Origin of the sequence: Fictibacillus nanhaiensis (assembly GCF_049537595.1) — a bacterium.
GTDB classification, from domain to species: Bacteria; Bacillota; Bacilli; order Bacillales; family Fictibacillaceae; genus Fictibacillus; species Fictibacillus nanhaiensis_F.
This window is the reverse complement of sequence record NZ_JBMULM010000001.1, coordinates 264,355-290,261: the sequence shown is the minus strand read 5'-3', so window position 1 is coordinate 290,261 and position 25,907 is coordinate 264,355. Positions and strand designations below refer to the sequence as shown.

Sequence of the window (25,907 nt, the reverse complement as noted above, 5' to 3'; positions counted from 1 at the left end):
GAATGCTTTTACAAAACCAGAAGCCTTTCAACTGTGTTTTTACCCATTTTATAATCTCACAATCACTTCAGTTCCATCCTGTGCTTTTACATTCACAAGCTCTAATCCTTTGTGCTTTTTTAACTCTTTAATAATATGTTTCAGTTCTGATTGATCTATGGAAGGGAAAGAAAAGTTTATGTTTTTCTTATCTAGATGAGGTTTAGACCATTTATTTGCATGGCGAATGAATACTTTAGAAGTAATAAGGGATATCCCGATATTTAAAAGGACATAAGGGACAGGGATTGAGAACTTTGCCTCTTTTGTTTTTACATTTACATGTAACATGTTAGCGACCTCTACTCAATCGTTATTGAAACGGTATCCCCGTTTGCTGATTTCACATCAACAATCTGACCATCTAATTCGTTTTCAATGGCTTCAAGTATCAAATTAATATCAATATTTTTTACATATTGTTCAGATTGGGGGATCTTTAAAGCAATGTTATGGCCTGCTGCTAGGACAACCTTTACTAATTTAATGGGGAGGTTTACATTCACGTTGTCACTCTCAGATACAACACGAATTCTTAATGTTTTGTCACTGTAGTTAGAAGATGTATGAGATGTTCGGTTTAATGGTTTAACCGATGGACCTTGTTCTTTTTCCTGTAAGACTTGAATTAATTCTGAGCCTTTATCTGTATCGATCTTGCCTTCTTGAACCATCGTTAAAACTTTCTCGATCTCACTTTTCATTTCTTATCCTCCTATTCATCTTTTAGCATTTTGATTGCTTCATCTGGAGTAATCTCTCCACGTTCAAGCATCGTAACAATCTTTTTCTCGTCTACCTCATTCTTCTTTTTAGATTCATAACCTAATGAAGATGCAATGTCGTTCAGCTTGCCTCGAACCGTTGGATACGAAATCCCTAACTCTTTTTCTACCTCTTTAATATTGCCTCTGCATACAAGAAAGACTTCCACAAAATGAAGCTGTTCTTTTGATAGTGAAGCAAATTTAGATAGTTCAAATTCGTTCTCAATTGTCGTGTGACAATGCGAACAGTGAAGTTTAGTAATTTTTAACGTTTGTGAACAAACCGGGCAATTTGTAAGTAATGGGTGAGCCATCTCATTCTCCTTTCGCATCAGTTAATTAGATTATATACCTCTAAATTAATTTTGTGAATAGTTTTTATTAAAATATTAATATTTGTTATTAAATAAATTAATTTTATTGATAAAATTTGTTTGATATTGAATTTATAACTTAACATTATTAAAGCTCATATAAAAAAGACTTTCCTTATTAGAAAGTCTCCGTAAGTTTAGGTGTTAATGTCTGATCCAGAAGTTTGTGTTCTTGTAGTAAATCAATATTTCGCTTCTTATTCGCATAATCATTAATTTGTTTTCCAATGTTCGCATAAAGCTCTAGATGTTCAAGCTCTGATAGCGGAACCCACTTAACAGCTGTCTGATTTGGATCAGGCTTATCCGGCAATTTGGGAGTGGACCCACTTTTCAATGTACAATCAAACAGCATGACTAGCGTGTGTGTTTGGCCATACTTATTTTCATTCAGATGAGGAGCATACTCATAGATAAAAGCTAATGGACCTACCTCCACATCAATATTTGCTTCTTCCTTCGCTTCCCTCTTTACAGCTTCGACCAAAGATTCATGAGGTTCCGCTCCACCAGCTGGGAAATCATAAAAGACTCCCCGATAAGGATCATCAAACTCCGTTAATAATATTTCATTATTTTCAATAATGAGAGCACCCACTCTTACTCGTATATGATAAGTCAAATCATTAATCCCCCGTTATCAACTTATTTTACGAAAGTCTTGTCCCATACTCTTTCAACACTTACTAACTCCTCGTCATTGAACGCTAATCTATAGATATCGGGTTTTGTTGTGCTGTATAGAAAATCTAAGCCAATTAAGGAATCAAAATAATTCATCATCAGGGTCATAACGGCACCATGAGTTCCAATCACCATATTTTTATCTTTATACGTATGTAAGAGTTCCCTTAAAACTTGTACTGCCCTCTTTTGACAAGCAGCATTTGATTCCCCACCCTCAAGAGAGAAATTGAAGTCTACAAAAGATTTTTCTAATAGAGGACCAAGCTCATTATCTTCTAATCTATTATCACTACAAGAAAATCCTTTCTCTCTTAGATTCTCCATAACCAATACTTCTTTTCCTATATGTAAAGCTACCTGTTCTACCGTTAAAATAGAACGGAGGTAAGGACTTGAAACAACAAGCTCAATCTTCTTATCTCTTAAGAGTTCCGTCACACGCCTAGCATCTTCATAACCTTTTGCCGTTAACCCTCTCGTCCACTCATTGCCTTCCTTTGGTGAGTCACCATGCCTTACCATATACACGATTGTGCTCATGAGATTCCTCCTATGTTGGCTTTCAATTATTTCTTTTTCTGACTTCAGTAGCAATATAGAGTAACACTCCAAAAATCGCTCCACCAACCAGCATCAATCCAAAATTACCCGCTAATAAAATGAACGCATATGTAATAAGCATTCCAATAAATATAAATAGAATTAATTTCACTAATACTCCCCCTATATTAATACCAATTATTTCAAATTAGTGGATGTATAGCAATTATTAATTCTATAAGCCAGTTCATCATAAAAAAAACTTACCGACATGGCAAGCTCCTTTGTTCTTGTGTATATACTTTTGATGCTAAGTCCCATAATTGCACCTTTATAAATCAATAACAAATGTGCAGGTACAATTATTTTACTTATACTGAGTATGTTTACCTATGAATTTTTCTGTCTAGCTTTCTCTTCATTATATTTATATCTTTTCAGATGGATACGTTTTTGTTCCTGCTCCCATTTGACTATTTTAATAAAAGTAAGTATCACTAAGATAGGAACAAAAGGGAATATTAGATTTGGATATTCTATGTTCTTTTTGGGTCTCTCCTAAAATGCCTTGAGGATCTCCATTATTTAAGTAAAGCTCCCAGCTCAATGGGTGAACTTCTCCACAAATTACATCAGGTTTAAATTCTATTATTAATTCTTCTACTAATGACAGCATATAGTTATACTTCTTCTGCATTTCTTCATCGTGAGTCATTCCTAAAATACTACAACAGCCAATATATACACATCCTAATTAATAATATTGCAATAAACTCTTATTCCACAATCCTTCACGTTTATTGAAGAAGAATGTGCAATTTTTTTACCTTATTATACATTCCATTAAGTGTCTTTTAATCCTTTTTCACCGCAATTGGTAAACCAATTAACAAGTGAAATAACATAAAAAAACGTAGCGTGACAGTGTGTTAATAGAGTTGCCAATTTAATATAAAAAACCGCAACGAAATCGGCTGCGATTTATAATGCTATTTACTATGTTATTGACTTGTTTTTTTCTTGTCTTCTCCCTCAAAAAAGAACCTATTAGATTTTACTTGCGATTCACTTCATCCACAATCTGATCAATCCGATTTGTCCAGATTCCTCCTGAATAATGGTCCGGTAACCTTTTAAGGTCCTCCACTGAATCGAACCCTTCGGACCAGTCTCCGTCACCCGCAACAATAAGAACTCGTGTCCCTTTATCTTCTAATCGGCTGATGAATTTTTCTGGCCAGCCCCACATCCATTTACCATAACTTTCTGGCATATGAATTTGTGTGTTTTCACATTTTGATGGCACATAGCCTGTCCAACCAACTCCCATGTATGGAAGCAAGCAGTCTTTCATCGTTTCCTTTGACATGACCCGCATTTCGGGAAGTTTTTCTTTTAACGACTTAATCGGCTGATCTCCGCCATAAACAGAGAGTTGAGTCAATCGGTCTTTCTGCAACTTTGATAAATGCTTGGCAAGCAGCTCCCCCTCATCAGGGTCATCACTTTTTATATGAATTAAGAAAGACTTGTTCGGAAAAGCGGTCAACACCTCATCAAGAGAAGGCATGAGTCCTATTCCCTTGCCACGGAATGGATACGTTTTCCCATTATCTGCCGTATATCCATAGCCAATATCTAATTGCTTCAGTTCTTTCATCGTATGTTCTCTTGTTACGCCTGCACCATTTGTTCTGCACTCAAGTGTCCAATCATGGAATACCGCAAAATCATTGTCTTTTGTCATGTGAACATCGAACTCAACAACGTCTGCGCCCTCATTAAAAGCTCCCTTCATCGAAGAAATGGTGTTTTCTATATACATTTGTTCAGGCTCATGAATCACTTCAGCCGTACAGGTGTCACCATTGATTCCTTCCATATCAAACGTTTGAGCCAATCCTCTGTGTGCGAGTAGCCATGGTTTTTCCTCTTCGTCCTTTTTCGAAAAAAGGGAGCTATTGTTCACGTACATGAACGCAATCAAGACTAGGAATAGAATGAGCACTTTTATTCTTTTTCGTTTCATACAAAATTCCCCTTACTTCCTTTCGATATCTCCTCTTATTGTATGTAAAAATCATACAGTGCCACAATGGCTTGTCTATGATACTGTGGTGATAAACTGATAGAATGACAAATCACACACATAAAAAAAACAGAGAGCAATCTGCACCCGATTGTTGAATAAGAAACCTAATAACATTTTTTATATTACCGAGTAAAATGTACTTGAAAATCAGTTTAAATCTCGGGTCTTTCATTCAATAAAATACTTCTCCCATGCAGTCAAATTGGATTTTATATCCCGAATAATTTTGCTTCCTCCTATGGTTAAAGAGCCATCATGACACGCATAAATTATCCAATCCATTTTGTTATCACACCAATACATATCTTCATTAAAGGGGTTTTGTTTTAAGTGAAATTCTGTAAAGTTAAATCTATACGGCACAATACCTAAATTAATTTCTCCTAATTGGTAAATATCTGTTTCTGCATGTTTATTAAGAAAACCCTTTAATAAGGTATTAATCAAATTCAGCTCTGAGGTCGAGTAAAGATTAATATCAAAAGCTAAAACATCGTTTCTATTACAGTTATCTAAGGGATACCATATCAGAAATGTAATTCCCCAGATTTTATGTATCTTTTCATATATTCTTTTGTAATGCAGGTCATCAATTCTTTCCATAACTCTCTCCTGTTAATCTTAGTTTTATTCTTTTTGTTCTTACTCAACAATCCTGCACCTTTAAAAAGTGCGCTAATCACCCGATTGTGGAATAATCAATGATTGCTTCATAAACATAAAAATCATATCTGATAGGAATTCTTATTGTTTGCTATACCTTTCTTTACTGAGACCACATTTGACTATTAAAGCACCTTAGGTAAAGAGTGTGCTCCAACAATATAAAACATGCCGTTTTTCTTTATAGACATGTTGACAGGAATTAATTTATATCATAAATTATACATATAATAACTATGCATAGATTTACTAAGTATTAGGGAGGTGACTGTTTATGAAGATAAGCAAAGAATTGCTAAAGGGTAGTACCACTACTCTTATTTTGAGTTTGCTTAATTCTAAACCAATGTACGGCTATGAAATTATTAAAGAACTAGAATCGAAGTCTAATGGCATTTTTAGTTTTAAGGAAGGCACAATCTATCCTATTCTTCATAGCCTGGAGGAAAAACAATTAATTGTATCTTACTGGGGCGAAGGGACCGGAAAGAGAAAGAGGAAATATTACAAGATTAATAACCAGGGCAAAGAATTCATTCAAGAAAAAAAAGAAGAGTGGGCCGTTTTCAAGAATGCTGTTGACGAAGTTTTAAGTGGGGAGAAAATCGTATGGGATTAGATAATAAGTTTGAAATGTATATTAGAGATTTGTGTAAACGGATAAAAAATAAGGATGTACATGCCCATATAAAACTAGAAATAAACGATCACCTTCATACGCTCAAAGAGGAGGCTATGAGCACAGGACTTGCAGAAGAAGAGGCGATCGAACAAGCATTGGCACGTATGGGAGATGCAGGAGTTTTGGGGAAGCAGCTTAACAAAACACATAAAGCCCCTATGGATATGAAAACCTTGCTGTCCGTGCTGACGGCTTCTCTATTTGGGCTGCTGGTTATGTATTATTTGCAATTTCATTCGGCTTTTACAGAGCTTCAAGAAATGAAAGTTTTCAATAAAAGTCTTGTCTTTTACTTGTTGGGTGTCGTGCTCATGCTAAGCCTATTTATATTTGATTACAGAAGATTGCTGAAGTATTCTAAGCACCTATATGCGGCAACAATCCTCATACTTTTATTAACCGTTCTCATTGGTGTTAGAGTCGATGATGTGCCATTTTTAAATGTAGGCTTTGCAAGTATTAATTTCACCGAAATCACACCATTCCTTTTGGTCATTGCCTTTGCAGGAATCTTTCATTCCTGGGACTGGCATGATAAACAAAAGTCTTGGTTTGGAGTAGCTCTTATGTTAATACCTATTGTCATATTGGCGACTACAGGAGCCTTTGCAACTACTATTATTAGCATCATTGTCTCTGTTGCAATCATGCATACGTCAAGGTCCAGCCTGAAGCAAACGATAACATTCGCAGTTGCTGCTTCTATATGGCCTATCTGGAATCTGCTTTCTCAAAGATATTCCATGGTAAGCCCCTATACCGATCATAAAATAGGTGAGGCTTATTTTATAGGAAGTACCCTTCAGGTGACCCCAAGTTTCATTTCTGAGGTCCATACTGATCTTATATTGGCGTACATCATTTATTCGTTCGGGTGGCTAGCCGCAATCATGGCCTTAGCCTTGGTTATATTTTTTATTTGCAGAATATCGATTACCGCCAAAAATGTGAATCACCCTTATGGAAAATTACTTATTACAGGATTGGCAGCAGTCTTTTCAGCTCAGTTTATACTATGCCTACTGACGAATCTCGGTTTATCTCCACTGACTGGCGTATCCGTCCCATTCATGAGTTATGGAGGTTCACATTTATTGCTGGAGATGATATCCGCAGGACTGATTCTCAGCGTATATAGAAGACGAAAAACCAAGGAGACAGTTTCCTTGACTCAAGGTACACAAAGTACTTAAAAGGTATCCTCATTATTAACCAATAATGCTTAAAAAAAGCCCATACTAAAAATCTCAGACTATTTCCAGTCTGAGATTTTTTATGATAAAAAAGCGCCAGATCCTTTTACACTTAAAACGTTCTTACCGTTGCGGTCTTTAATTACCTTCTTCCACAAATTTCCTACATTTTTACTAAAATTCATAAAAAAATGCGTTCATCCTTCTTGGATTAACGCACCCGATCGTAATATAAGGTTATCCAGAATTTCTGGTTGACCTTTTTTTATTTGGTCTTATGATAACGGTAGTCGGGGTAGAACGTAGCACCCGTGGGACTGATCCCGTCAACAAAACTGTTCACCCCCTACTTGTATAAACATGTTTCAGGCTGGTTGGGACAAGTAAGATCCCGTTTAACAAGCGAACCTATGACATTACAAGGAGCTTAGGGGTTACCGACTAATTTATTTCTAGGAGGAGAATCATAGATGAATCCAGTTGTAGGTCTGGATGTTTCAAAAGGTGAAAGTCAGGTCCAAGCCTTTTTAGATAAAGGAAAACCATATCGGAAGAGCTTCAGTGTTATGCATACACTTGACGGTTTAGATAGCTTATTAGAGTTCTTGGTAGAGGTTACTAAAGTAACGGATGGAAAGAAACCTTCGGTAATTTTAGAATCAACTGGTCATTATCATCATCCAGTCGTTCAGTTTTTAGAAGATCATAATTATGTGTATATCGTGGTGAATCCACTTGTTTCGCACCGTTCCCGTAGTGCAAATCTTAGGAAAGTCAAAACGGACGCAGCAGACGCGTATCAGCTTTGTGAATTGTTTTATAAGGAAGAACTAGCACCTCACCGAAGAAGAGGTATACAACTTTTAAATCTTCGTAACCTTACGAGACAACAAGAAACCATCACAAGCAACGCTTCTCAAACCAAGCTACAACTTCAATCGGTATTAGACCAAGTATTCCCTGAATATCGAGGTGTATTTGGAAACTTATATTCTAAGGTCTCTTTACAAATGTTAGAAGCCTTTCCAACATGCGAGACCGTCTTACAAGCAAGTGAAGACGAATTAAAAGATAAAATCGCTTTGTTATGTAGGAGCCGTTCAGAAAAATGGGCAAGGGACAAAGCTCATAAGTTAAGAGAAGCTGCATTGCGTAATCCATTCCAGAACAACTTATATGAGAGTCTTATTTTTAATCTTAAAATGCTTATTAACATCGTTCTTCAATACGAAGAGCATCTATCCATGTTAGTCGCAGAAATAGATGCCCTCGCAAAAGAAATTGAAGAATATAAGATTATCCAATCTATCCCTGGTATTGGAGAAAAGATTGCAGCAACAATCATTTCAGAGATTGGCGAGATAGAAAGGTTTAATCACCCTAAGAAGTTGGTTGCGTTCGCAGGAGTAGACCCTAGTGTCTATTCTTCAGGAAGATTTACAGCATCCGTTAACCGCATCACCAAACGTGGATCCAGTAGGTTAAGACTAGCCTTATATTTGGCTGTCAGATGTGGCATCCGAGATGCACGAAAACAAAAAACAACGGATGAAATCATGCCTAGAAACAAGAAACTACGAGAATTCTATGATAAGAAACGCGACGAAGGCGAACCCTTTAGAGTAGCCGTCATAGCCTGTGTAAATAAGCTCTTACACTGGATCTATGCCCTTTTAAAAAGCAGAACGACTTACCAAGATATAGTTTAACCTCTATATCAATCCATCATAAGAAAAACCTTCCAACATTAAAAAACGGAAGGTTATTTGTCATGGACAAATTCAGTATAACATGAATAATTGTAGGCTTTTAATGAAAAATGTTGACAAACTATTAGCTGGTTTTGTTGAAGATCTTATTCAACTCAAGCCCCTATTAATACAATAAGACACAAGAATTTTACATACTTAACGAGCACCGCCAGTCATTTAGTTATTGACACACACATAGAGTAATACATATAAATTTTTGTTTTATTTTGACTCAAGCAGATTCATCTTAAAAAAGGGGGATTATATGTCCGCTTTTAATCCACAGAAATTATCCATAAAACTTATTCCACCTACTACTTTCATTCAACCAGTTGAAGGAAGGAAATATACTCTCACGCATTCAGATATTACAGCAGAATTATTTTTAGATATAGGATATATGTACAACTATAAATCGATTAACCCCGTAATGCGTGACGAAGTATTAGTAGAATAGAAAAAGATTCACATGGACGTTTTAATTCAGTCGGAAAAGCGTATGTAGATGGTGGGGAGTTCAGTCAAAAAGTTGCAGAAATTCGTTTTAAAACTTTCAAAAAACAAATGACTCTTGCACTTAGTGGAATTGTCTATGGTGACCGTCCGTTTTACACAAACTATCCCGCTCTCATTGATGCACTCATTTTTATTCACTACTTATCCACTTACCCAGAGTATAGACAGGTTGCATTTTATGGTACACCTCGCCAATATTTGAACCAATCTATCAATTCTCCTGACCTTCCCAATCCTCAAAATTCACCTTAGCCATGCTTTCTCATTTCCATTAAGATTTTTGTGAAGGATTATATAAAGTTGCATTTATTAGGAGTTTTGGGTGCACTTTGTAAATTTGACCTTTTAGTGTTCGGTCTATAAACTAACAGTTCCTTAAAGGGCTGGTTTACTTTTTTATTTTCCCATTTAAGATAGCATCAATTATTCTTCAACTACCCTGCTCCGTTAAAATAATTCCATAATACCTTCTTGGATTCAACGCCCTAGTTTAGGAGCGTCTGGGCTTTCATAATCAGACATCGTTTTTTTGAATCTAAAATAAATCACCAGATATCCGCCACCTGCGTGATCCCTTCCATCACGTAAAGGACGTTAATCATTTCGGTTAGCGTTCTTTATACTGAAATTAGAATATATTCCAAAATTAATAATTTAATTTGTTATTATTCTAGGGGTAGTTAGAGTAATCCTCTTTATAGTAAACTGCTCCGATACTTTAAGTGTAGAATTCCACATCTCTTTAAACTAGTATCCAGTTGTTATTGCACAATCTGGCCTGATTGTGGAAGAAGGTTATCATAAACTCAAAAATATTTATTCCTTCTGAAATGTCGTTTTATGTTTATGTATACTATCTAATTTATATATATTATTGTTGATTTATATTCTTCCAGATATTTGAAGGTGTTATTTGATATTTTGTAGAATATTGTCACTACAAGTGGAGGTGTAATATGAATGGTGAAATAACTCTTAATTCAATTGGAGCTGCAATTTATAAAATAAACAGCCACAGTAAAACAGCTAGTAATCCTGAAAAGCTGTATTGTTTAAAAGTGCAGTAATAAACAAATTACTTGAAGAGAATAAAGCAAAAAAGTTAGGACTTCATTATAGACCTAACCCCAAATATTCCTATCAAAAATCAGATGTACTCATCGCGATTGACTCCTACTTGTTCCATATACCCATAACAAAAGAAGACTTACATTTAACCCATTTAGGTTCTAGAGATAATGAATATAGAAATCCTAAAACCCGTATCTCTCTAAAAGCAGCAATTCAGCTACTAGAGAGACCTAGATGGACTGTGTCTTCCTATTTAGATTAAAACTAGTAAAGCTTAGCATAAGAAAAAGGAACGTATAAAACGCTCCCTTCATTAATCTTCCCATACCTCATTCATAAGGTCTTCTATTTCTTTTCTTAACTTTTTTGTTTCGTTCTTTGCAATTATAATCTTTGATCACTTAATAATGACTACATCTCCAGGTTTCGCATCTTCTGGGAAAAAGTCCTTTGTGATCCCTTCCACTTCGATAACATATTCTCCTTCAAAACGATCAATAATGCCTTTCAATGTATCACTTCTTTTCTGTTGTTATGGAGATCTTCTGACCATCACTTACAACTTTAATCGTACCTTTTTGATCGGTTCTATAAATCTTGGATTTAGCTTTGTTAGTCTACTTAGTGGTTCAGTGGTTAGGGTGTTTGTAGGAATTCTTTGCTCCTACACTAATGATAGAATACGTAGGGTTTGCAAGGTTCAAGAAAGCTTGTGTTGAAGAATCCTTTGATCCATGATGTCCTACTTTTAACACATCCACTTTTGAAATGTATTTTTAGCTACCATGTCTTTTTCAGACTGCGCTTCAGCATCCCCTGTAAACAAGGAGTTATTCTTGTTGTAGTTTATGAGAAGTACAGCACTCCAGTTATTTAAATCTGTCTTCCCATATTCATTCTTATTTTTTCATTTTATTGTTTTAAATAATCATTATAGTTGCAGCAAAATGTTTTTTTTACATGTGTAAATGAATTTTATTTAAAAATGCAAAAAGCTAAAAATCAGACGTGATCTTTAGCTTAATTATCATTAATTATCCAAGTGGAGGAACGTGTGTTCTTTTTTCGGGACATCTCAAATAAGATTTACTACGCTTGCTTTTCATAATATTATTATAATTTATAACTGAATATAAGTCTATATCTTTCTTGAAATATCACCTATATTATACATACCCAGGCCTGGGCATCACATATTAGAGAAAGCCGAAAGGAAGATTGCTATGGAAAAATTTATTTGGGATAAGAATTTAAAGGTCCGGCTTGTTGGAGAAGGTCTATTTAACCTGCTTTTTTGGATGTACTTCCCTTTTATCACTGTTTATTTTGGCGAAATACTTGGTTTTAAGATTGCTGGTTTACTAATGGCTCTGCCACCACTACTTAGTATAATTGGAAGCTTGCTTGGAGGAAATTTTGCTGACTCTCTCGGGCGAAGACCCGTTATGCTTTTTGGCACATTTCTTCAAATGCTGATGTTCGTCATGTTTGCCTTTTCTACATCACCCTGGATAGATTATATTGCTTTTATTGGTATTGGGATAGGTTCTGCTCTCTACCGACCTGCAAGTTCCGCAATGGTTGCAGACTTGGTGCATGAAAAGAATCTTCGTCAGGTATTTGCGACTTTCATGACAATCAATAATATTGGTGCTGTGCTCGGTCCGGTAATCGGAGCGATTTTCTTTTTCCAATATCGTCAAGAACTTCTTTGGACCTGTGCATTAGTTTTATTCCTATATTTATTGGCGATTTACTATATCACTTATGAAACATTACCTAACTCTAAAAAGGAACTTGATTTGACATGTCCCCTTAAACGTTCTTTTAAACAAAGGTGGAATGGATACACCATTATCTTTAGAGATAAAATTTTTATGGTTTATGTGGTGGCAGGAATTTTCTCTTTATTCCCAATAATGCAGCTTGACCTCTATATACCAGTATATATTATAAATAATGTACCAACACAGCCACTCTTTACATGGAATGGTGATTCACTCATATTATCCAGCAATGAAATTTTTGGATGGCTTGTTGGGTTCAATGGTCTCTTGTTTGTTCTATTTATCCTTCCTGTAACGAACTGGTTTAAGAATTGGCAGGAACGGAATATATTCATTCTTTCATCACTGTTAGCAGGGATAGGCACTTTTCTAGTAGGAATGAATAATAACATCTGGTACTTATTGTTTGTAACGGTTATATTCACTTTTGGTGAGATTGTGCGGACACCTGTAACCCAAAGTTTTGTAAGCCACTATGCACCTGAACATGCAAGAGGCCAATATCTTGCAGCTGATAGTTTACAAAATACTTTGGGAAAAGCAATGGGACCGTTGTCCGTTTTTCTAGCCAGCTTTATTCCACCTATAGGCATCTTTAGTTTAATTGTTGTCTTTTCCTTTATCGGTGTACTGTTATATATTAAATTATTCAGGCTTTACTCTCCCCAACTAAAGATGGTGGATGGAGATTAAGCTAAGATTAGAAGGCGTAATTATGAATTACGCCTCCCTCTTTCATATCCCTCTCCTTTTGTCTTTTAAGTTATTCAACTAAACTATCCGCTTTTTCAATAACTTCAATAAAAAAGTGCAGATCTCCTTCTTAGAGAAATGCACCCGATTGTGAAATATATAAGTAGAATTGATGTTCACTGGAAAATGTCTAATAATTATAATGATGCAGCTATTAATGTTTTCTGAAATTGCTCTTCTAATTCCTTAAATTCTGGAGATTGGATTATATCTGGTTGAATAGAAGCTAATTCTCGTTTGTATTTGTCCATAAGTAACTTTGTCTCCCATAACTCTGGAATTAATTCTGATGACATAGACCGGTTCACTCCTAATTTTAAAAAAGTACAGACACTTCTTCCCTGTCTAAGAAATGTGTCAAAGTTATAACCATCAAAAGAATCTTTCATCACTTTATACGCTTGGTGTTATGCGAAGTATTAAAGTGGAGGCTTTTCTATACCAGTCTTACTCCAATCTTCTTTTGTTGGTCCATAAACTCCAAAGGGCTTTAATCCTGCTTGACGCATAAGTATAGTAACTTGCCCTCGATGATGAACTATGTGTTTAATTAGTCCGAATAATATTTGAGCATTTGTTTCTTCTCTGCCAAATGCATTCTGTACTTCCAACAGAGATTGATCTGTCCATTCATTCTCTATAACTTTAATAGCTTGGCTGCTTATTTGGTTAAATGTCTCTGCGATCTCAATAGCCGAATCGGGAACCTTTTCTGCACTATCTACTTCATTAGCTTTTAAACCAAAGTGGGCTAGATACTCTGGGATATTAGTTGTAAAATGCCAGGCAATTCTGCCTAAAGTCCGTCCCTCAGGATAAACCTTTTGCTTCAAAGATTCTTCAGTTAGACCATTCAATACTTTTTGAGTTAGAGACGCTTCCCATTTCCATTCCCTAATAAAATCTGCGACCGTAATATACATATTTTTACCTCCGTTTTACATAATTAAATCTCATATAAAGAGAAAAAATTTGCAAATATGATTCTGTTATTATATTTTTCGAAATAAAACTTTTATTAAATTTAAAGTAAAGCACTTAATAAAATGATTATTTGGCATCATTTAGAATTAATGTTCATTTGACAGTGATATTTCCTTCTTTAATCTGAATTGTTTGGTCATTCGAGATAGGCAAAAGATTTAACTTTGAGTTGTAGTAATCAATTACATTATTTACTGCTTCTTTAAAAGGTTCATTGTTATAATGCGGGAGTGGAAAAAACTTAATTATATTTAATCCTTCAAATGAATGTAATTTTGTTGCTTTGCCCACATCATCTATAAACTTTACATACTCAATATTAGGAGATGTTACTATAGATCCTGCCGATTCTCCAATATACAATTTACCAGCTTTAATTTGTTCTTTAATTAATTTTTCAGCACCTGAGATTCGCAACTCTTGTAATAAGAAAAACACGTTCCCACCTGAAACGTAAATATAATCATTTCGTTTTAACTTATCAGTAATCTCCTTTAGGGGTGCCTCCGAAACATCAAGTTCATCAACAACTATACCTAAATTTTTGAATGTTTCTTTTGCTGTATAGACATAATGATCGTACTCTTCTGGGATGCTTGCAGTAGGAATAAAGGTTACTGTTTTCCCTTTTACATCCTCTCCAACGAAATCAATAAAGTGTCCAACAACATCTTTGAACGAAGATGTCAATAACATATTCAACATAACTGTTTCTCCTTTACATAAATATCAAAATCTTATTAATTATCATCTCTTACGAAGCAACAATAATTAACAAAACGCATTTTCCTAATATTTTTAGTTTAGAATACCTGTTCACTAAGGATACTCCATTTAATTGGTAACTTAGTAATTCTCTTTTCTCAATTACTTCAGCATAGAGTTTATCGAGTGGTTGCGAGCTGTTAAGCTTTAATACAGGGCTATTGGATATTGTTATTTGGTGGAGTTGTTCACCATAAGTGCCTGGCATCCTTTTATTTTCTTCTAACCAATATGTTTTACACCATTCCAAAAAATCATTTGTGTACTCAACATTTTTATCTAGCCACATTTTACTGTTTCGTACGATTTCCCTTTTCCTTAAACGCTTCATGCGCACTTATTCGTCAAGTGTCAAAAAAACTAAAAGGTCACGATTGCTAAACCTTTTTTATACCACATAAAAATTGAACCAGACACTATATAGCTATCGTTAGTATTAATATCTCTTATACATCCTTTTCACTAATGTATTTTGCTAATGTACTTTTACCAGTTCCCGATGCACCGATTATTTGAATTTTTATCAAATTACCTCTCTCACGTAAACTCTTTAAATCACATGATAAGAATAGAAGGTTTATCTAAGTTATAGAGCACCTGTTATATTAGTTTAAATTGGTGACATAAAAAATATGGATTTACATTTTAACTTAAAAGGCGAAACTTGTATACGAGTTTTTCAATTCAAATAAATTTATCCAGTATCCAGCGTATATTGGATAAAGTAATGAATTGATGGTAATAAGGATGACTAAAAAACATAACATAACAAACAAATCATTTCATTTGAGTTTTTACCAGTGAAAATTATTTTTTTGCTTAGTTATAGCCACTGTATTGTTCATATAGTGCCGACAGTTTTTATCAAACGATTTTCTGCCGTCCACATATTTAAAACACTCCTACCCCTTTATTATGTCATCACTGGAAATTAGCGTTATTTCAAATATCGTTTTATTTTTCATAAACGATTTAACAACCTCATAGCCTACTGCATATCCAGCAATGAAAGACCAACTGGCTGATATCTTTTTAAACTAAACAAAATAAAAGAATAACAAATGTAACAAACAACTTCATCTGAACTGCCATGACCTACGAAATATATTTAAAGTGCAAATCTCCTTCTGAAGAAATGCAGCATTGAACTAAAGCACCCGTTAGGTTAAATAAATATTAATCACAATAAAAAGTCTAAAATAAGGACTATGATTTTAGAAATTTCATTGCTTGAATTAAAGTGTGACAATAATTGGACCATTTTTAGTAAGGATAATCGTATGTTCTAATTGTGCTACATAGCTTTTTTCTGTAGCATAGGTCCAGCCGTCTTCTTTTTGGAATACTTCTTCTTCGAAGGTTGAAATAAAGGGTTCAAATGCGATAACCATCCCTTCCTTTAAAATTTCATTATCCCATGGATCATTATAGTTAAGAATATGGTCAGGTGCCTCGTGTATCCTACGTCCAATACCATGTCCTGTAAGGTTTTTGATAACAGTGAATCCATGCTGCTTAGCTGTGTCAAATACTGCTTTTCCGATTCTACTTTTTTTGGCACCAGGCTTAGGTTTTTTAAGACCTGCTTCAAATGCCTTTTTAGCAACGTCGCATATTCTCGTCAAAACTTCTTCTCCTTTTCCTACTACAAACGAGATTCCTGTATCTGCGAAATAACCATTCTTTGAAGCAGATACATCTATATTTACTAGGTCCCCTTCACGAATAACCCGATTACCCGGAATACCATGGGCCACTTCTTCATTAAGACTAATACAAGTATAGCCAGGAAAGTCATATTCACCTTTTGGAGCTGAAACTGCACCTGCTTTTTCTAAAAGTTCTCCGGCTATATCATCAAGTTCCTTGGTCGTTATACCAGGAATCGGGCAATAATTTTGCCAATTTCCTTCAAACCATTAAAATCTTCTTCTGATTTAGCAATCATTTTTTCCTACCTCATTATCTTTTATTATCAATAAATATATAAGTATTAATTTTACCATTACTTTCTCAAAAAATAATGGCAATGTAAATTTATTTGCTGAATTTACTACGGTCTAGAAACAGAGCATAAAAAGGATCTGGATTAGGCTTCCACTTTCCTATAGAAAGATAAATATCCAATTGTCTTAAGAAATGTTGTTCCACAATCTGGCCCTTTTGTTGAATAACATAATTAAAAAAAGACTCACATTGAATGAGCCTTTATATAAAAATTATGTGATTCCGATAAATTACGAATAATCATTCCGGCGAATTTTGAACAGATTCCGGTTAATTATGAACAATTACATCAATCCCCAACAGCAGCATTCCGATCCACTACATCATGGACGAGGAGTACACCTAGTTGATGGTGTTCGTTTTGATAGAGTGATCCTTGAACAAATCGGATCTCACCATTCAAATTAAGAACTTCAAGTTTGCAGTATGCAGCGTTAATTTGAAGGGCTCGGTACAAACTTGATTCGTGTGAAAGTGTTACTCCATTTACTTTCACAATGACTTCGCCTATCTTTAATCCCATCTTTGCAGCAGGTGTTCCTGGTACAACTGAAAGAATCATAACCCCTTGATCTCTTGGCACAAAGTGTGATGGTCTCGTGTCATCACGTTGGCTCGTTACAAGCGTGATGAGCTCTCGTCCCGCTAGACCAGTTGCGATTGCTATAGCAATTAATAGTGGCAAATTATAAAAATGACCTACCGCTGCAATACCTGTTACAATAAATCCTAAAATGAAAACTTGTCTGCCTAGATGTTTAATCGCTTCTTCTGGCAATGTATGTGTAACCAGCTGGCGATATCCAATCGCAAACGGTACAAGGAAGAATGAGAATCCTACTGCGCCCATCGGAAACAGCGGCCACCAATCTAATACAGGAATGGAGCCTACAGGAAGAACTAAAAACTGTGGAACAATCCAAAATCTCGTAGCTTCATGTGCCCCGATATAATGTCCTCGTTTTCCTTTGAACAGTCGAGGGGACGTGCGATCTGCACCCTTCCAGATGACCAGTATTCCTTCTTGAACCAAAAGAACACCAATAATGACCGCTAATGAATCAAGAGGTGTTTTTTGAACATCCACAATCCACTGATCTACAAAAGAAATTCCAACATTAAATTTCGGAAGCAATAGCCCTACAACTGCCGATAAACTTACAGCATAAGCCGGGTTCATAAACCTTGTTTTAAACGTTAATCCTAAAGCTAGATAGACGACCCCGATCAAAGCAATCATCCCAAGCGGCAACGTGATTCCAGCTGTCACAAAGATTACCGATCCGATGAGTCCTATTAGAATACCTGGCAACAATGAAAATATTAAATTATCAATAACAGGATGCACGCGCACTTTAAATTCTTTTCTCTCTCGTTTCACACGTTTTAATCCAATTAAAAAAGCAACTAGAATAAAACCATAAAAAAGCGGGTGTAAAAAAAGCAGCAGCATGCCCTGAAGTAATTCTTTCACGAAGGTGTCTGTCATGTGCGGTCTCTTCCTTTCTCATCTTTCAATTCATCCACTTTTTCTTCAATACGTTTCAACCTTCTATCCGTACTCACAGCTCGCTTCACTAATAACCCCACTCCAACGATAATGGCAATTAGCACAAGAAACAAAACCAGCTGATAAATAACATCTCCAACATTCAATGACTGCATTTCGTCTACCCCTTTTAACATGACAAAGGATTTTATCTTTTAGATCGTTTAATTTTATTTAATTCCCACATTCGAAATCATTCAAGACTAGTATTTTTTTGTTTTGTTATGACTTCTCGGTTGTTGATTGGAGCGTAAGGTGCGAGACTCTCGGCTAGGACAAGCGGTCAGGTGAGACACTTAATGGCGCGAAGCGGCAAGTGGCTCACCGCCTGCCCCGCGGAAAGCCAGCAACCTGGAGCGCAAATCAACCTCTTCCACAACATCGAAGCTTTACCAAAAAAAAATCCGTAGAGAATAATTTCCTCTACGGATAGTATTCGTGTTTCAGTTGTTTTTTCCTGCCATAATCCCTTATTTTGCAAGCAATTCAATCGCCGTTTTACGCTGAACATCGTTCTTATCATCACGGATGGAATCGATCACTTTTGACTCCATCTTACCAGCTGTCTTCGTATCTACTTTCCCTGTTGCTGGCAAGTCGTTCGCACGCTGGAACGCAGTTACTGCAGCTTGCGTCTTTTCATCAAAGTATCCATCTTCTCTACCCGTTTGGAACCCTAAACCGTTCAACATCACTTGAGCGTTCTTCACTTGCTCATTGTTCATATCAAACTCTAACGCTTTTTTCTCAACCGTAATCGGGTTTGTGTAGAAGTAATCTGGCTGCTTCACTTCAAAAGTAGGCTTTACCCCTTTTTTGTGAATCCAGTTTCCATCCGGTGTCAGCCACTTAAACAGCGTCAGCTTGATATTCGATCCATCACCAAGGTCGATGGATTGCTGAACGGTACCTTTACCGAACGACTTCTCACCAACTAAGTCATAGTTTCCTGCTTCTTTTAGAGCAGCAGCTAAAATTTCAGAAGCTGATGCACTGCCTTTATCAATCAAACCGATGATTGGATAATCTTTCTTTTCTTTTAACGTAGAAACATAACGTTCTTTGTTGCCTTTGCGGTCTTCGATCTGAACGAATGGTTTTTTCTCAGGAATGATCTGACGTAGAATGCTATCAACCGCTTCTAGATAACCTCCCGGATTACCTCGAACGTCAATAACAAGACCATCAATCTTTTCTTTTTCTAGCTCTGTTAGCTGTTTCTTGAAATCAGCTCCCGTTTTTTCTGAGAAAGATGTGATTTCAAGTACACCGATCTTCTTACCTTTTACTTCTTCAATATCAGAGTAAACGGTCTCGATCGGAATCTCATCACGTGTTACTTTTACCGGCATTACATCGTTTACACCTGTTCGTTTCACACCAAGTGTTACGACAGATCCTTTTTCGCCACGGATTTTTAATACGGCTTTATACAGATCGAGCCCCTCAACGCTTTTACCGTCAATCGTGATGATTTGATCGTTTGGCTTTAGTCCTGCTTTTTCGGCAGGTGAATCTTTAAACGGTGCGACAATTGTTACTTTGCCGTCTACCATACTTACTTCAGCTCCGATTCCTTCAAAAGAAGAATCGAGTGATTGTGAAAATTGACTGGCTGTCTCTTCATCCATATAAACGGAATATGGATCTTTTAACGTTTTAACCATTCCTTGAATGGCACCTTCAAGGAGTTTGTCACGATCAACATCTTCTACATAACGAGAAGAAATGATCTCATACGTCTTCTGAAGCTTCGCAAACTCTTCGTCGTTGTCGACTTTCGTTGCGGTCTTCGGCAGATCGTTTACTTCACCGTTCTGAACATACTTTGAATCGTTTCCAAACAGTGCCATCGAACCATACATGCCACCGGCACCAACAAGCAAGGAAAGAACAATCAGCAGGGCCAACATTTTTTTATTTACGTTCATTCTGCTCACCTCGTTTTTGCAGGAAAAGGCATCACACCCTGCAAAGTGCGATGCCTTCCATTGTAAGAGTCTTTAGGCAACAGCCTGTCTCCTACTTCACTATATGAATAGCTTGTTTACTTTATGTGTTTATTTTACCAGTAAGCCGCAGGATTTACAGCATTTGTTTTTCCTGCATTCCAAGGTCCTTTGTGAAGTTCAAAGTGTAAATGCTGACCAAATGAATGTCCAGTGTTCCCCATGTTGCCTAGGAACTGCCCTTTTGAAACAGAACCGCCTGATACAGCACGGCTGCTCATGTGAGCGTAAACCGTTGTCCATTGCTGCCCACCGATCGAGTGAGAGATGTATACAACGTTTCCGTAAGATGATGAATACTCAGAACGGATAACTGTTCCATCTGCAGCAGCATAGATCGGAACGGTACCACCTTGAGCGATGTCGATTCCTTCATGCATACCGCTGCTTCTGTTACCAAAACCAGAAGTAATTCTTCCAGCAGCAGGTTTGATGATCATACCGTTACCTGATACAGGTCCCATTGAAGGAGCTGATCCACCTGAAGACGATGATTCACGAGCTGCTTTTTCACGTGCAGCTGCACGAGCTTGTTCAGCACGGAACGCATCTTCTTGAGATTTTAGAAGTGCACCTTCGTTTTCAATCTTATGTGCTTCAGCATGCAAGGAGTCTTCTTCTTTTTTAAGAGAAGCCATCAAACGAGTTTTCTCATCCATTTGCGCTTTTAATTGCTGTTGTAGCACTTGTAGTTCTTTCATTGCGTTTTGTAGGTTAACTAATTTTTTCTCAACGTCTGCCATCTTTTTCTCTAGAAGCTCTTTATCTTTCTTTTGTTCTTCTAAAAGCTGACGATCTTGTTCTGCAATCATGTTCAATGCTAGAACGCGGTCAAGAAAATCACCAAAATCTTTTGAACCAAGAACAACTTCTAAGTAAGAAACAGCTCCGCCAGATTCATACATAGAGTTAACACGTTCTTTTAAAAGAGCATCGCGCTTATCGATTCGCTTTTGAACAACAGCGATCTCGCCTTTTAACACGTCGATCTCTTCTTTTGTTTCTTTAATATCCGTTTGTTTGGCTTGTACTTTTAGATCTGTTTCAGAAGAAAGCTTATCGATTCTTGCTACTTCTGCTTCAATCGCTGCTTGGCTGCTTTTGTTCTTGTCCAGCTTAGCTTGTGATTCTTTCGCTTTCTTTGCATTTTCTTGTTGTTTTTTCTTGATGCTTGATAAAGATTCCGCGTGAACGACGGATTCAGAGTGATACATAGTAAAGGCGCCCAGTGCTAAACTTAGTGAAAGCACTGTACCAACCACTTTCCTTTTCATTCGTTTTCCTCCCTAACCCCTGTTAATTGTTTCGTTTTTCTTGGATCTCTTTATTTCTGCTATCTTTACTTAAATCTTCAAGAACTTACGAACAGACGTTAAGCTTCCCCAAACGCCGATCACTCCACCGATCAGAATCATCAACAGCGCTAGCTGCGGGATAAGTGGTGTTACTGGCAATAGCTCAATGAATACTGTTCCTAATTTTTGATTAACGATATCGAAAATAGCTTGATAACCTACCGTGATGACAACGATTGGTAATATAGCACCCGCGACACCTAATGCAAAACCTTCAATGAAGAACGGCCAGCGGATAAACCCATTCGTCGCACCAACGAGTTTCATAATTTCAATCTCGCGTCGTCGTGTTACGATCGTTAATTTTATAGTATTTGAGATGAGGAACATCGCTGTGAAAACAAGTCCTAATACGAGGACGATTCCAACGTTGCGGGCAACATCTGTCACTTTAAAGAGTTTCTCGACGGTCCCTTGTCCGTACTCAACTTTGTTTACAAATTTAAATTTCTCAACTTCTTTTGCAACAGCAGCCGTATCTTGTGGCTTTTCTGTATAGATGATGAATGCATCTCGCAATGGATTTTCATTCTTAAGAGATGAGAAGGCTTCTCCTTCATCTCCTAGACTTTCAATCAGTTCATCAAGACCTTCTTCTTTAGATTGATACTCTACTGTTTTTACCTTACCAAGCTTTTGTAGCTCTTGTTTGTAGGCATCGTATCTTTCAGGCTTTTCGGTTCGTTCGATGTAAGCTCTGATCTGTACATCGTCTTCGATCTGACTTGCAATATAGTTAATGTTCAAGAGGATTGCCAAGAACACACTCACTAATAGCAATGTTACCGTTACCGCAGAGATGGAAGCAAAGGACATCCAGCCGTTTCTTCCCATGCTCTTGAATGCTTCTACGAAATGACGCTTTAATGTTCTAATCTTCATAGCCGTAATCCCCCTTCGCCTCATCACGTACAATTCGGCCGCCTTCGATGGCAATTACGCGCTTTGTGATTGTATTTACGATTTCTTTATTATGAGTTGCCATAACAACTGTCGTTCCACGAGCGTTTATCTCTTTAAAGATGTCCATGATCTCCCACGCTGTTTCTGGATCAAGGTTACCTGTCGGCTCATCCGCGATAACAACTGGAGGATGGTTCACGATCGAACGTGCGATCGATACACGCTGCTGCTCTCCACCTGATAGCTCGTCTGGGAACATGCGCGCTTTGTTTTTTAGTTTTACAAGATCAAGAACTTCCATAACACGTTCTCTGATCACTTTTGGAGATTCTTCAATAACTTCAAGTGCAAACGCTACGTTTTCGTATACCGTTAAACGCGGCAACAGTTTAAAGTCTTGGAAGATAACTCCGATCTTTCTTCGTACTTTAGGAATCTGTCTTTCTTTTACTTTTGCAAGGTTTGTTCCATTAATGATAATTGAACCTTGTGTTGGTTTCTCTTCACGATACATACATTTTATAAACGTGGATTTACCTGCTCCACTGGGTCCGACTACATAAACAAATTCACCTTTTTCTATGTAGACGTCAATCCCGTTAAGTGCCATAACACCGTTCGGGTATGTTTTCCATACATCAACCATTTCTATCAAAAAAAATCACTTCCTTACTACCCCAAAAAATATTTCCCTGATCAATCAACAAGTTCTATATAAAGGTCTTTCGACAAATACGCGATATATGTCAGTTTTTTTCCGCAATAACTATTATAACATCTTGCACTGACAATTTTATTACAGTTGTGTTTCATCTTCCCTCAAACAAGGGACCATGGTCATGTTTTCGAGATTCCGTAGTACTTAAAATACGACACAATTCGCTGAAATCCTTCATATATCATTCAAAACCTGCAGGAAGACTTTTCGACACAAAGGCGATAAAACCGACCATCGCTGCGGGATTTCGGGTCTTTTGACCTGGTATTGAAGGGTTTTTTCAAAGAGTGATACGCTAATTCTAGTAAAAAGGGCTCCTCTATGCGAAAAGTACTAGTGAACAAACGAAAGCCAGTTGAGACAAGTCCCAACTGGCTGATTTGTTAAATGTTTATCCGCGTTTAAAGCCTTCTCCTAACACTTCGTTCGCATTTACAACGATTACGAAAGCATCTGGATCTACACCTTTTACATATTGTTTCAACTTGGTTACTTCATATTGTGCGACAACGACCATCAACATCGGCCGTTCATCTTGCGTGTATCCACCGAACGCATTGATCTTCGTTACACCTCGATAAATGTGAGTCAGTATGCCTTGGCGAAGTTCATCTTCTTTATCCGAAATGATCAACGCCATCTTCGTCGTCCCTAGCCCGATCTGAACCACATCGATCGTTTTTGCCGTAATGAACATCGCGATAAGTGCATACAGAGCCTGTTCAATTCCGAAAAATAGAGCGGACGACGTAACGATCGTTCCGTCTATGAGAAGGATGATCGACCCGAGTGAAGCACCCGTATATTTATGGATGATCTGTGCGAGCAGATCAACGCCCCCTGTAGAAGCTTTTCCGCGGAACACGATACCGAGGCCAGCCCCGATTCCAAGTCCACCAAAAATCGCGCCAAGCAATGGATCTTCTGTAGCCGCTCCCCAGCCTTCAAAAATAAAGACGAAGAACGGAAGCACAACGGTTCCAACGAGCGTTTTTGCACCAAATCGGCGTCCGAGGAAAAACAATCCCGCAAAGAAGAGCGGAATGTTTAAACTCCACTGTACAATAGAAGGTTTCCATTGAAAGAGTCCATATAAAATCGTTGATATCCCACTTACTCCGCCAGAGGCAATCTGATTCGGCAGCAGGAATACCGAGAATGCGAGTGCCACAAGTCCTGATCCAATCACAACATATACATATTCTAAAATGAGTTCAACGGTCGGGTGAAGTATCCCGCGTCGTTTTCGCATAGCCATCATCATTGCTGTCTTTAACCCTCAAACTTTCATAAGGAATTTCTTTAAACCGAGAAAAAGTATACCAATCACAGTATACCCTTGTAAATGAGACCTTAGTGCCGCGGTGATGGGGTGAAGTAGCGGTTGATTGTGTTGCCATGATGAGATTTCGGGTGTGGTAGCTAGATGTGGATAGTATGGACATATGAATGGGATAGTATTTTGGTTTGTGCGGTTGTCGTAATATGTTTTAGTTTGTCGAACTTCGGATAAAAAATTTTATCCCTGAAATTATTGTTTTTATCCGTGAATATAATTGTAATTACCGTGAATATATAGAGAATTACCGTGAAATTAATGATCCCTGGGTTTCAATTTCCTTCATTTAGTACTTTGCATTACTCTTCAAAAGTCATCATTATATAGAAAATGTGTATGAGGTGGTCAATTTTGATTAAAAAATATCGCACACAGCCAATTATCATTTATAAGTTACAATCCCTTTTGAAAAGAGCACTCTTAAATGACAGCAAACAAGATGAAATACATCGTGTTTTAAGAAAACATATATCTGGTTACCGTGGTGAACAGTCACTCGACTATTTTTATCGGTATCTTCATCAAAATAACCTTATTTTTCTTCATGGTCTCAGAATTTTAGATGAAGGCTACTACTTTCAAATTGACACACTTATAATCACACCGCACTTCTTACTCATCATTGAAAGCAAGAACATTGCAGGACATCTCTATTTTGAAAGTCAGTACGACCCAATGATCCGTACATTAAATGATCAACAAGAAGCTTTCGAAAATCCGGTTGAACAAGTAAAAAGACAATCCTATCACTTGATGGCCATTTTAAATAACTTCAAAATCCCTCATCTAACAATCGAATCTCTTGTAATAATGACTAATCCAAAGGCCATAACAGAATTTTCTTCTACATACAAAGAAGCTCGCATGAAAGTAATCAAGAGTTCTGGTTTAGTAGCCAAATTTGAAGAGTTGAGCAATAAGCTTAGAAAGGAAATAATCTTACCTAAAGATAGCAAAAAGATTAGTAAAAACCTGATAAAAATACACACTCCAGATAATCCAGACGTTTGCAGTAAGTATCAAATCAATCCAAATCATTTACTAACTGGTGTGTTTTGCCCTAGTTGTGAGGCTGAATTTTTACTACGTCGTAGGAGAACATGGTACTGCGCATCTTGTAAAAACAACTATAACAAGGCTCATGAAGCTGCATTAGTAGATTATGCTCTGCTAATCTCCAACACCATTTCCAATAAGTCCTGTAAACAATTTTTGAATCTTACATCAACAAGCCAATCTTATCACCTGCTCCAGTCGCTGAACCTCCCCTTCACAGGCAATCGAAAATCCCGCATCTATCATCTTGATGATCTCATTAAAAAAACAACCTCTAAGGAAGTTGCTTCTCCTTAAAGGTTGTTCA

General features: G+C 36.9%; 27 protein-coding genes and 2 pseudogenes. 8 read left to right on the top strand and 21 right to left on the bottom strand.

From position 1 onward, the window contains the following. Positions 1–48: 48 nt before the first annotated feature. The 8 genes from ACOZ9X_RS01280 to ACOZ9X_RS01245 all read right to left on the bottom strand — a co-directional run bounded on the left by ACOZ9X_RS01280 (position 49) and on the right by ACOZ9X_RS01245 (position 5,102). Positions 49–330, bottom strand: a complete 282-nt coding sequence (locus ACOZ9X_RS01280) for a hypothetical protein (protein ID WP_423416693.1) — start codon at positions 328–330, stop codon at positions 49–51. Positions 331–341: 11 nt separating this feature from the next. After that, positions 342–743, bottom strand: coding sequence for an SHOCT-like domain-containing protein (locus tag ACOZ9X_RS01275; protein WP_423416692.1), 402 nt, complete (start codon positions 741–743; stop codon positions 342–344). A gap of 11 nt (positions 744–754) precedes the next feature. Beyond that, positions 755–1,120: a DUF2089 domain-containing protein gene (locus ACOZ9X_RS01270; protein ID WP_423416691.1), complete on the bottom strand. Its 366-nt coding sequence runs from the start codon at positions 1,118–1,120 to the stop codon at positions 755–757. A gap of 178 nt (positions 1,121–1,298) precedes the next feature. After that, positions 1,299–1,802, bottom strand: a complete 504-nt coding sequence (locus ACOZ9X_RS01265; RefSeq protein WP_423416690.1) for an NUDIX domain-containing protein — start codon at positions 1,800–1,802, stop codon at positions 1,299–1,301. 23 nt (positions 1,803–1,825) lie between these two features. Continuing rightward, a complete protein-coding gene (locus ACOZ9X_RS01260; RefSeq protein ID WP_423416689.1) occupies positions 1,826–2,407 on the bottom strand; it encodes a histidine phosphatase family protein in 582 nt (193 codons plus the stop codon). Between the two features lie 22 nt (positions 2,408–2,429). Further along, positions 2,430–2,579 (bottom strand): hypothetical protein, encoded by a 150-nt coding sequence (locus tag ACOZ9X_RS01255; RefSeq protein WP_423416688.1) that lies wholly within the window; start codon positions 2,577–2,579, stop codon positions 2,430–2,432. Positions 2,580–3,461: 882 nt separating this feature from the next. Then, on the bottom strand, positions 3,462–4,436 hold the full coding sequence (locus ACOZ9X_RS01250; RefSeq protein WP_423416687.1) for a glycerophosphodiester phosphodiesterase family protein: 975 nt from the start codon (positions 4,434–4,436) through the stop codon (positions 3,462–3,464). A 231-nt stretch (positions 4,437–4,667) separates the two neighbouring features. Continuing rightward, positions 4,668–5,102, bottom strand: coding sequence for a hypothetical protein (locus ACOZ9X_RS01245; protein WP_423416686.1), 435 nt, complete (start codon positions 5,100–5,102; stop codon positions 4,668–4,670). Between the two features lie 334 nt (positions 5,103–5,436). Between ACOZ9X_RS01245 and ACOZ9X_RS01240 the strand changes: the two genes are divergently transcribed. The 6 genes from ACOZ9X_RS01240 (at position 5,437) to ACOZ9X_RS01215 (ending at position 10,637) form a co-directional block, all read left to right on the top strand. Further along, on the top strand, positions 5,437–5,781 hold the full coding sequence (locus ACOZ9X_RS01240; RefSeq protein WP_423416685.1) for a PadR family transcriptional regulator: 345 nt from the start codon (positions 5,437–5,439) through the stop codon (positions 5,779–5,781). Then, entirely contained in the window at positions 5,772–7,037 is a 1,266-nt protein-coding gene (locus ACOZ9X_RS01235) for an FtsW/RodA/SpoVE family cell cycle protein (RefSeq protein WP_423416684.1), read from the top strand. Before ACOZ9X_RS01240 ends, ACOZ9X_RS01235 begins: the two co-directional genes overlap by 10 nt. Positions 7,038–7,507: 470 nt before the next feature. Further along, a complete protein-coding gene (locus tag ACOZ9X_RS01230; protein WP_423416683.1) occupies positions 7,508–8,746 on the top strand; it encodes an IS110 family transposase in 1,239 nt (412 codons plus the stop codon). Positions 8,747–9,053: 307 nt separating this feature from the next. Next, positions 9,054–9,245, top strand: a complete 192-nt coding sequence (locus ACOZ9X_RS01225; RefSeq protein WP_423416682.1) for a staygreen family protein — start codon at positions 9,054–9,056, stop codon at positions 9,243–9,245. Further along, on the top strand, positions 9,233–9,556 hold the full coding sequence (locus tag ACOZ9X_RS01220; protein WP_423418199.1) for a staygreen family protein: 324 nt from the start codon (positions 9,233–9,235) through the stop codon (positions 9,554–9,556). Before ACOZ9X_RS01225 ends, ACOZ9X_RS01220 begins: the two co-directional genes overlap by 13 nt. A gap of 796 nt (positions 9,557–10,352) precedes the next feature. Then, on the top strand, positions 10,353–10,637 hold the full coding sequence (locus tag ACOZ9X_RS01215; RefSeq protein ID WP_423416681.1) for a YkyB family protein: 285 nt from the start codon (positions 10,353–10,355) through the stop codon (positions 10,635–10,637). Between the two features lie 51 nt (positions 10,638–10,688). Here the strand turns inward: ACOZ9X_RS01215 and ACOZ9X_RS01210 are convergent. Then, a pseudogene (locus ACOZ9X_RS01210) lies at positions 10,689–10,886 on the bottom strand (DUF3006 domain-containing protein). A gap of 712 nt (positions 10,887–11,598) precedes the next feature. Here ACOZ9X_RS01210 and ACOZ9X_RS01205 point away from each other — a divergent pair. Continuing rightward, positions 11,599–12,855 carry an MDR family MFS transporter gene (locus tag ACOZ9X_RS01205; RefSeq protein WP_423416680.1) on the top strand — a complete coding sequence of 419 codons (1,257 nt, stop codon included), beginning with the start codon at positions 11,599–11,601 and terminating at the stop codon, positions 12,853–12,855. 197 nt (positions 12,856–13,052) lie between these two features. Here the strand turns inward: ACOZ9X_RS01205 and ACOZ9X_RS01200 are convergent, their stop codons facing one another. The 12 genes and pseudogenes from ACOZ9X_RS01200 to ACOZ9X_RS01145 form a co-directional block, all read right to left on the bottom strand. Continuing rightward, entirely contained in the window at positions 13,053–13,211 is a 159-nt protein-coding gene (locus ACOZ9X_RS01200) for a hypothetical protein (RefSeq protein ID WP_423416679.1), read from the bottom strand. A 123-nt stretch (positions 13,212–13,334) separates the two neighbouring features. After that, positions 13,335–13,838 carry a DinB family protein gene (locus ACOZ9X_RS01195; RefSeq protein WP_423416678.1) on the bottom strand — a complete coding sequence of 168 codons (504 nt, stop codon included), beginning with the start codon at positions 13,836–13,838 and terminating at the stop codon, positions 13,335–13,337. A gap of 154 nt (positions 13,839–13,992) precedes the next feature. Further along, positions 13,993–14,604, bottom strand: coding sequence for a Type 1 glutamine amidotransferase-like domain-containing protein (locus ACOZ9X_RS01190; RefSeq protein ID WP_423416677.1), 612 nt, complete (start codon positions 14,602–14,604; stop codon positions 13,993–13,995). A 962-nt stretch (positions 14,605–15,566) separates the two neighbouring features. After that, entirely contained in the window at positions 15,567–15,692 is a 126-nt protein-coding gene (locus tag ACOZ9X_RS01185; protein ID WP_423418198.1) for a DUF2268 domain-containing putative Zn-dependent protease, read from the bottom strand. Between the two features lie 207 nt (positions 15,693–15,899). Then, a pseudogene (gene map / locus ACOZ9X_RS01180) lies at positions 15,900–16,612 on the bottom strand (type I methionyl aminopeptidase). A gap of 348 nt (positions 16,613–16,960) precedes the next feature. Further along, positions 16,961–18,160 carry a PDZ domain-containing protein gene (locus ACOZ9X_RS01175; protein WP_423416676.1) on the bottom strand — a complete coding sequence of 400 codons (1,200 nt, stop codon included), beginning with the start codon at positions 18,158–18,160 and terminating at the stop codon, positions 16,961–16,963. Further along, positions 18,157–18,336, bottom strand: coding sequence for a hypothetical protein (locus ACOZ9X_RS01170; protein WP_198768339.1), 180 nt, complete (start codon positions 18,334–18,336; stop codon positions 18,157–18,159). The genes ACOZ9X_RS01175 and ACOZ9X_RS01170 overlap by 4 nt, the downstream gene beginning before the upstream one ends. Positions 18,337–18,690: 354 nt before the next feature. Continuing rightward, positions 18,691–20,151 (bottom strand): S41 family peptidase, encoded by a 1,461-nt coding sequence (locus ACOZ9X_RS01165; protein ID WP_197264394.1) that lies wholly within the window; start codon positions 20,149–20,151, stop codon positions 18,691–18,693. 134 nt (positions 20,152–20,285) lie between these two features. Beyond that, the gene (locus tag ACOZ9X_RS01160; protein ID WP_423416675.1) at positions 20,286–21,503 is read right to left on the bottom strand and encodes a murein hydrolase activator EnvC family protein; all 1,218 of its coding nucleotides are present in this window, start codon (positions 21,501–21,503) and stop codon (positions 20,286–20,288) included. A 69-nt stretch (positions 21,504–21,572) separates the two neighbouring features. Continuing rightward, on the bottom strand, positions 21,573–22,466 hold the full coding sequence (gene ftsX / locus ACOZ9X_RS01155; protein ID WP_423416674.1) for a permease-like cell division protein FtsX: 894 nt from the start codon (positions 22,464–22,466) through the stop codon (positions 21,573–21,575). Then, complete coding sequence (ftsE, locus tag ACOZ9X_RS01150; RefSeq protein ID WP_066397909.1) at positions 22,456–23,142, bottom strand: cell division ATP-binding protein FtsE; 687 nt, start codon at positions 23,140–23,142, stop codon at positions 22,456–22,458. Before ftsE ends, ftsX begins: the two co-directional genes overlap by 11 nt. A gap of 454 nt (positions 23,143–23,596) precedes the next feature. Next, positions 23,597–24,457 (bottom strand): YitT family protein, encoded by an 861-nt coding sequence (locus ACOZ9X_RS01145; RefSeq protein WP_423418197.1) that lies wholly within the window; start codon positions 24,455–24,457, stop codon positions 23,597–23,599. Positions 24,458–24,895: 438 nt separating this feature from the next. On the opposite strand from ACOZ9X_RS01145, the gene ACOZ9X_RS01140 reads away from it, so the two are divergent. After that, entirely contained in the window at positions 24,896–25,897 is a 1,002-nt protein-coding gene (locus ACOZ9X_RS01140) for a nuclease-related domain-containing protein (RefSeq protein WP_423416673.1), read from the top strand. The last annotated feature ends 10 nt before the right edge of the window (positions 25,898–25,907 follow it).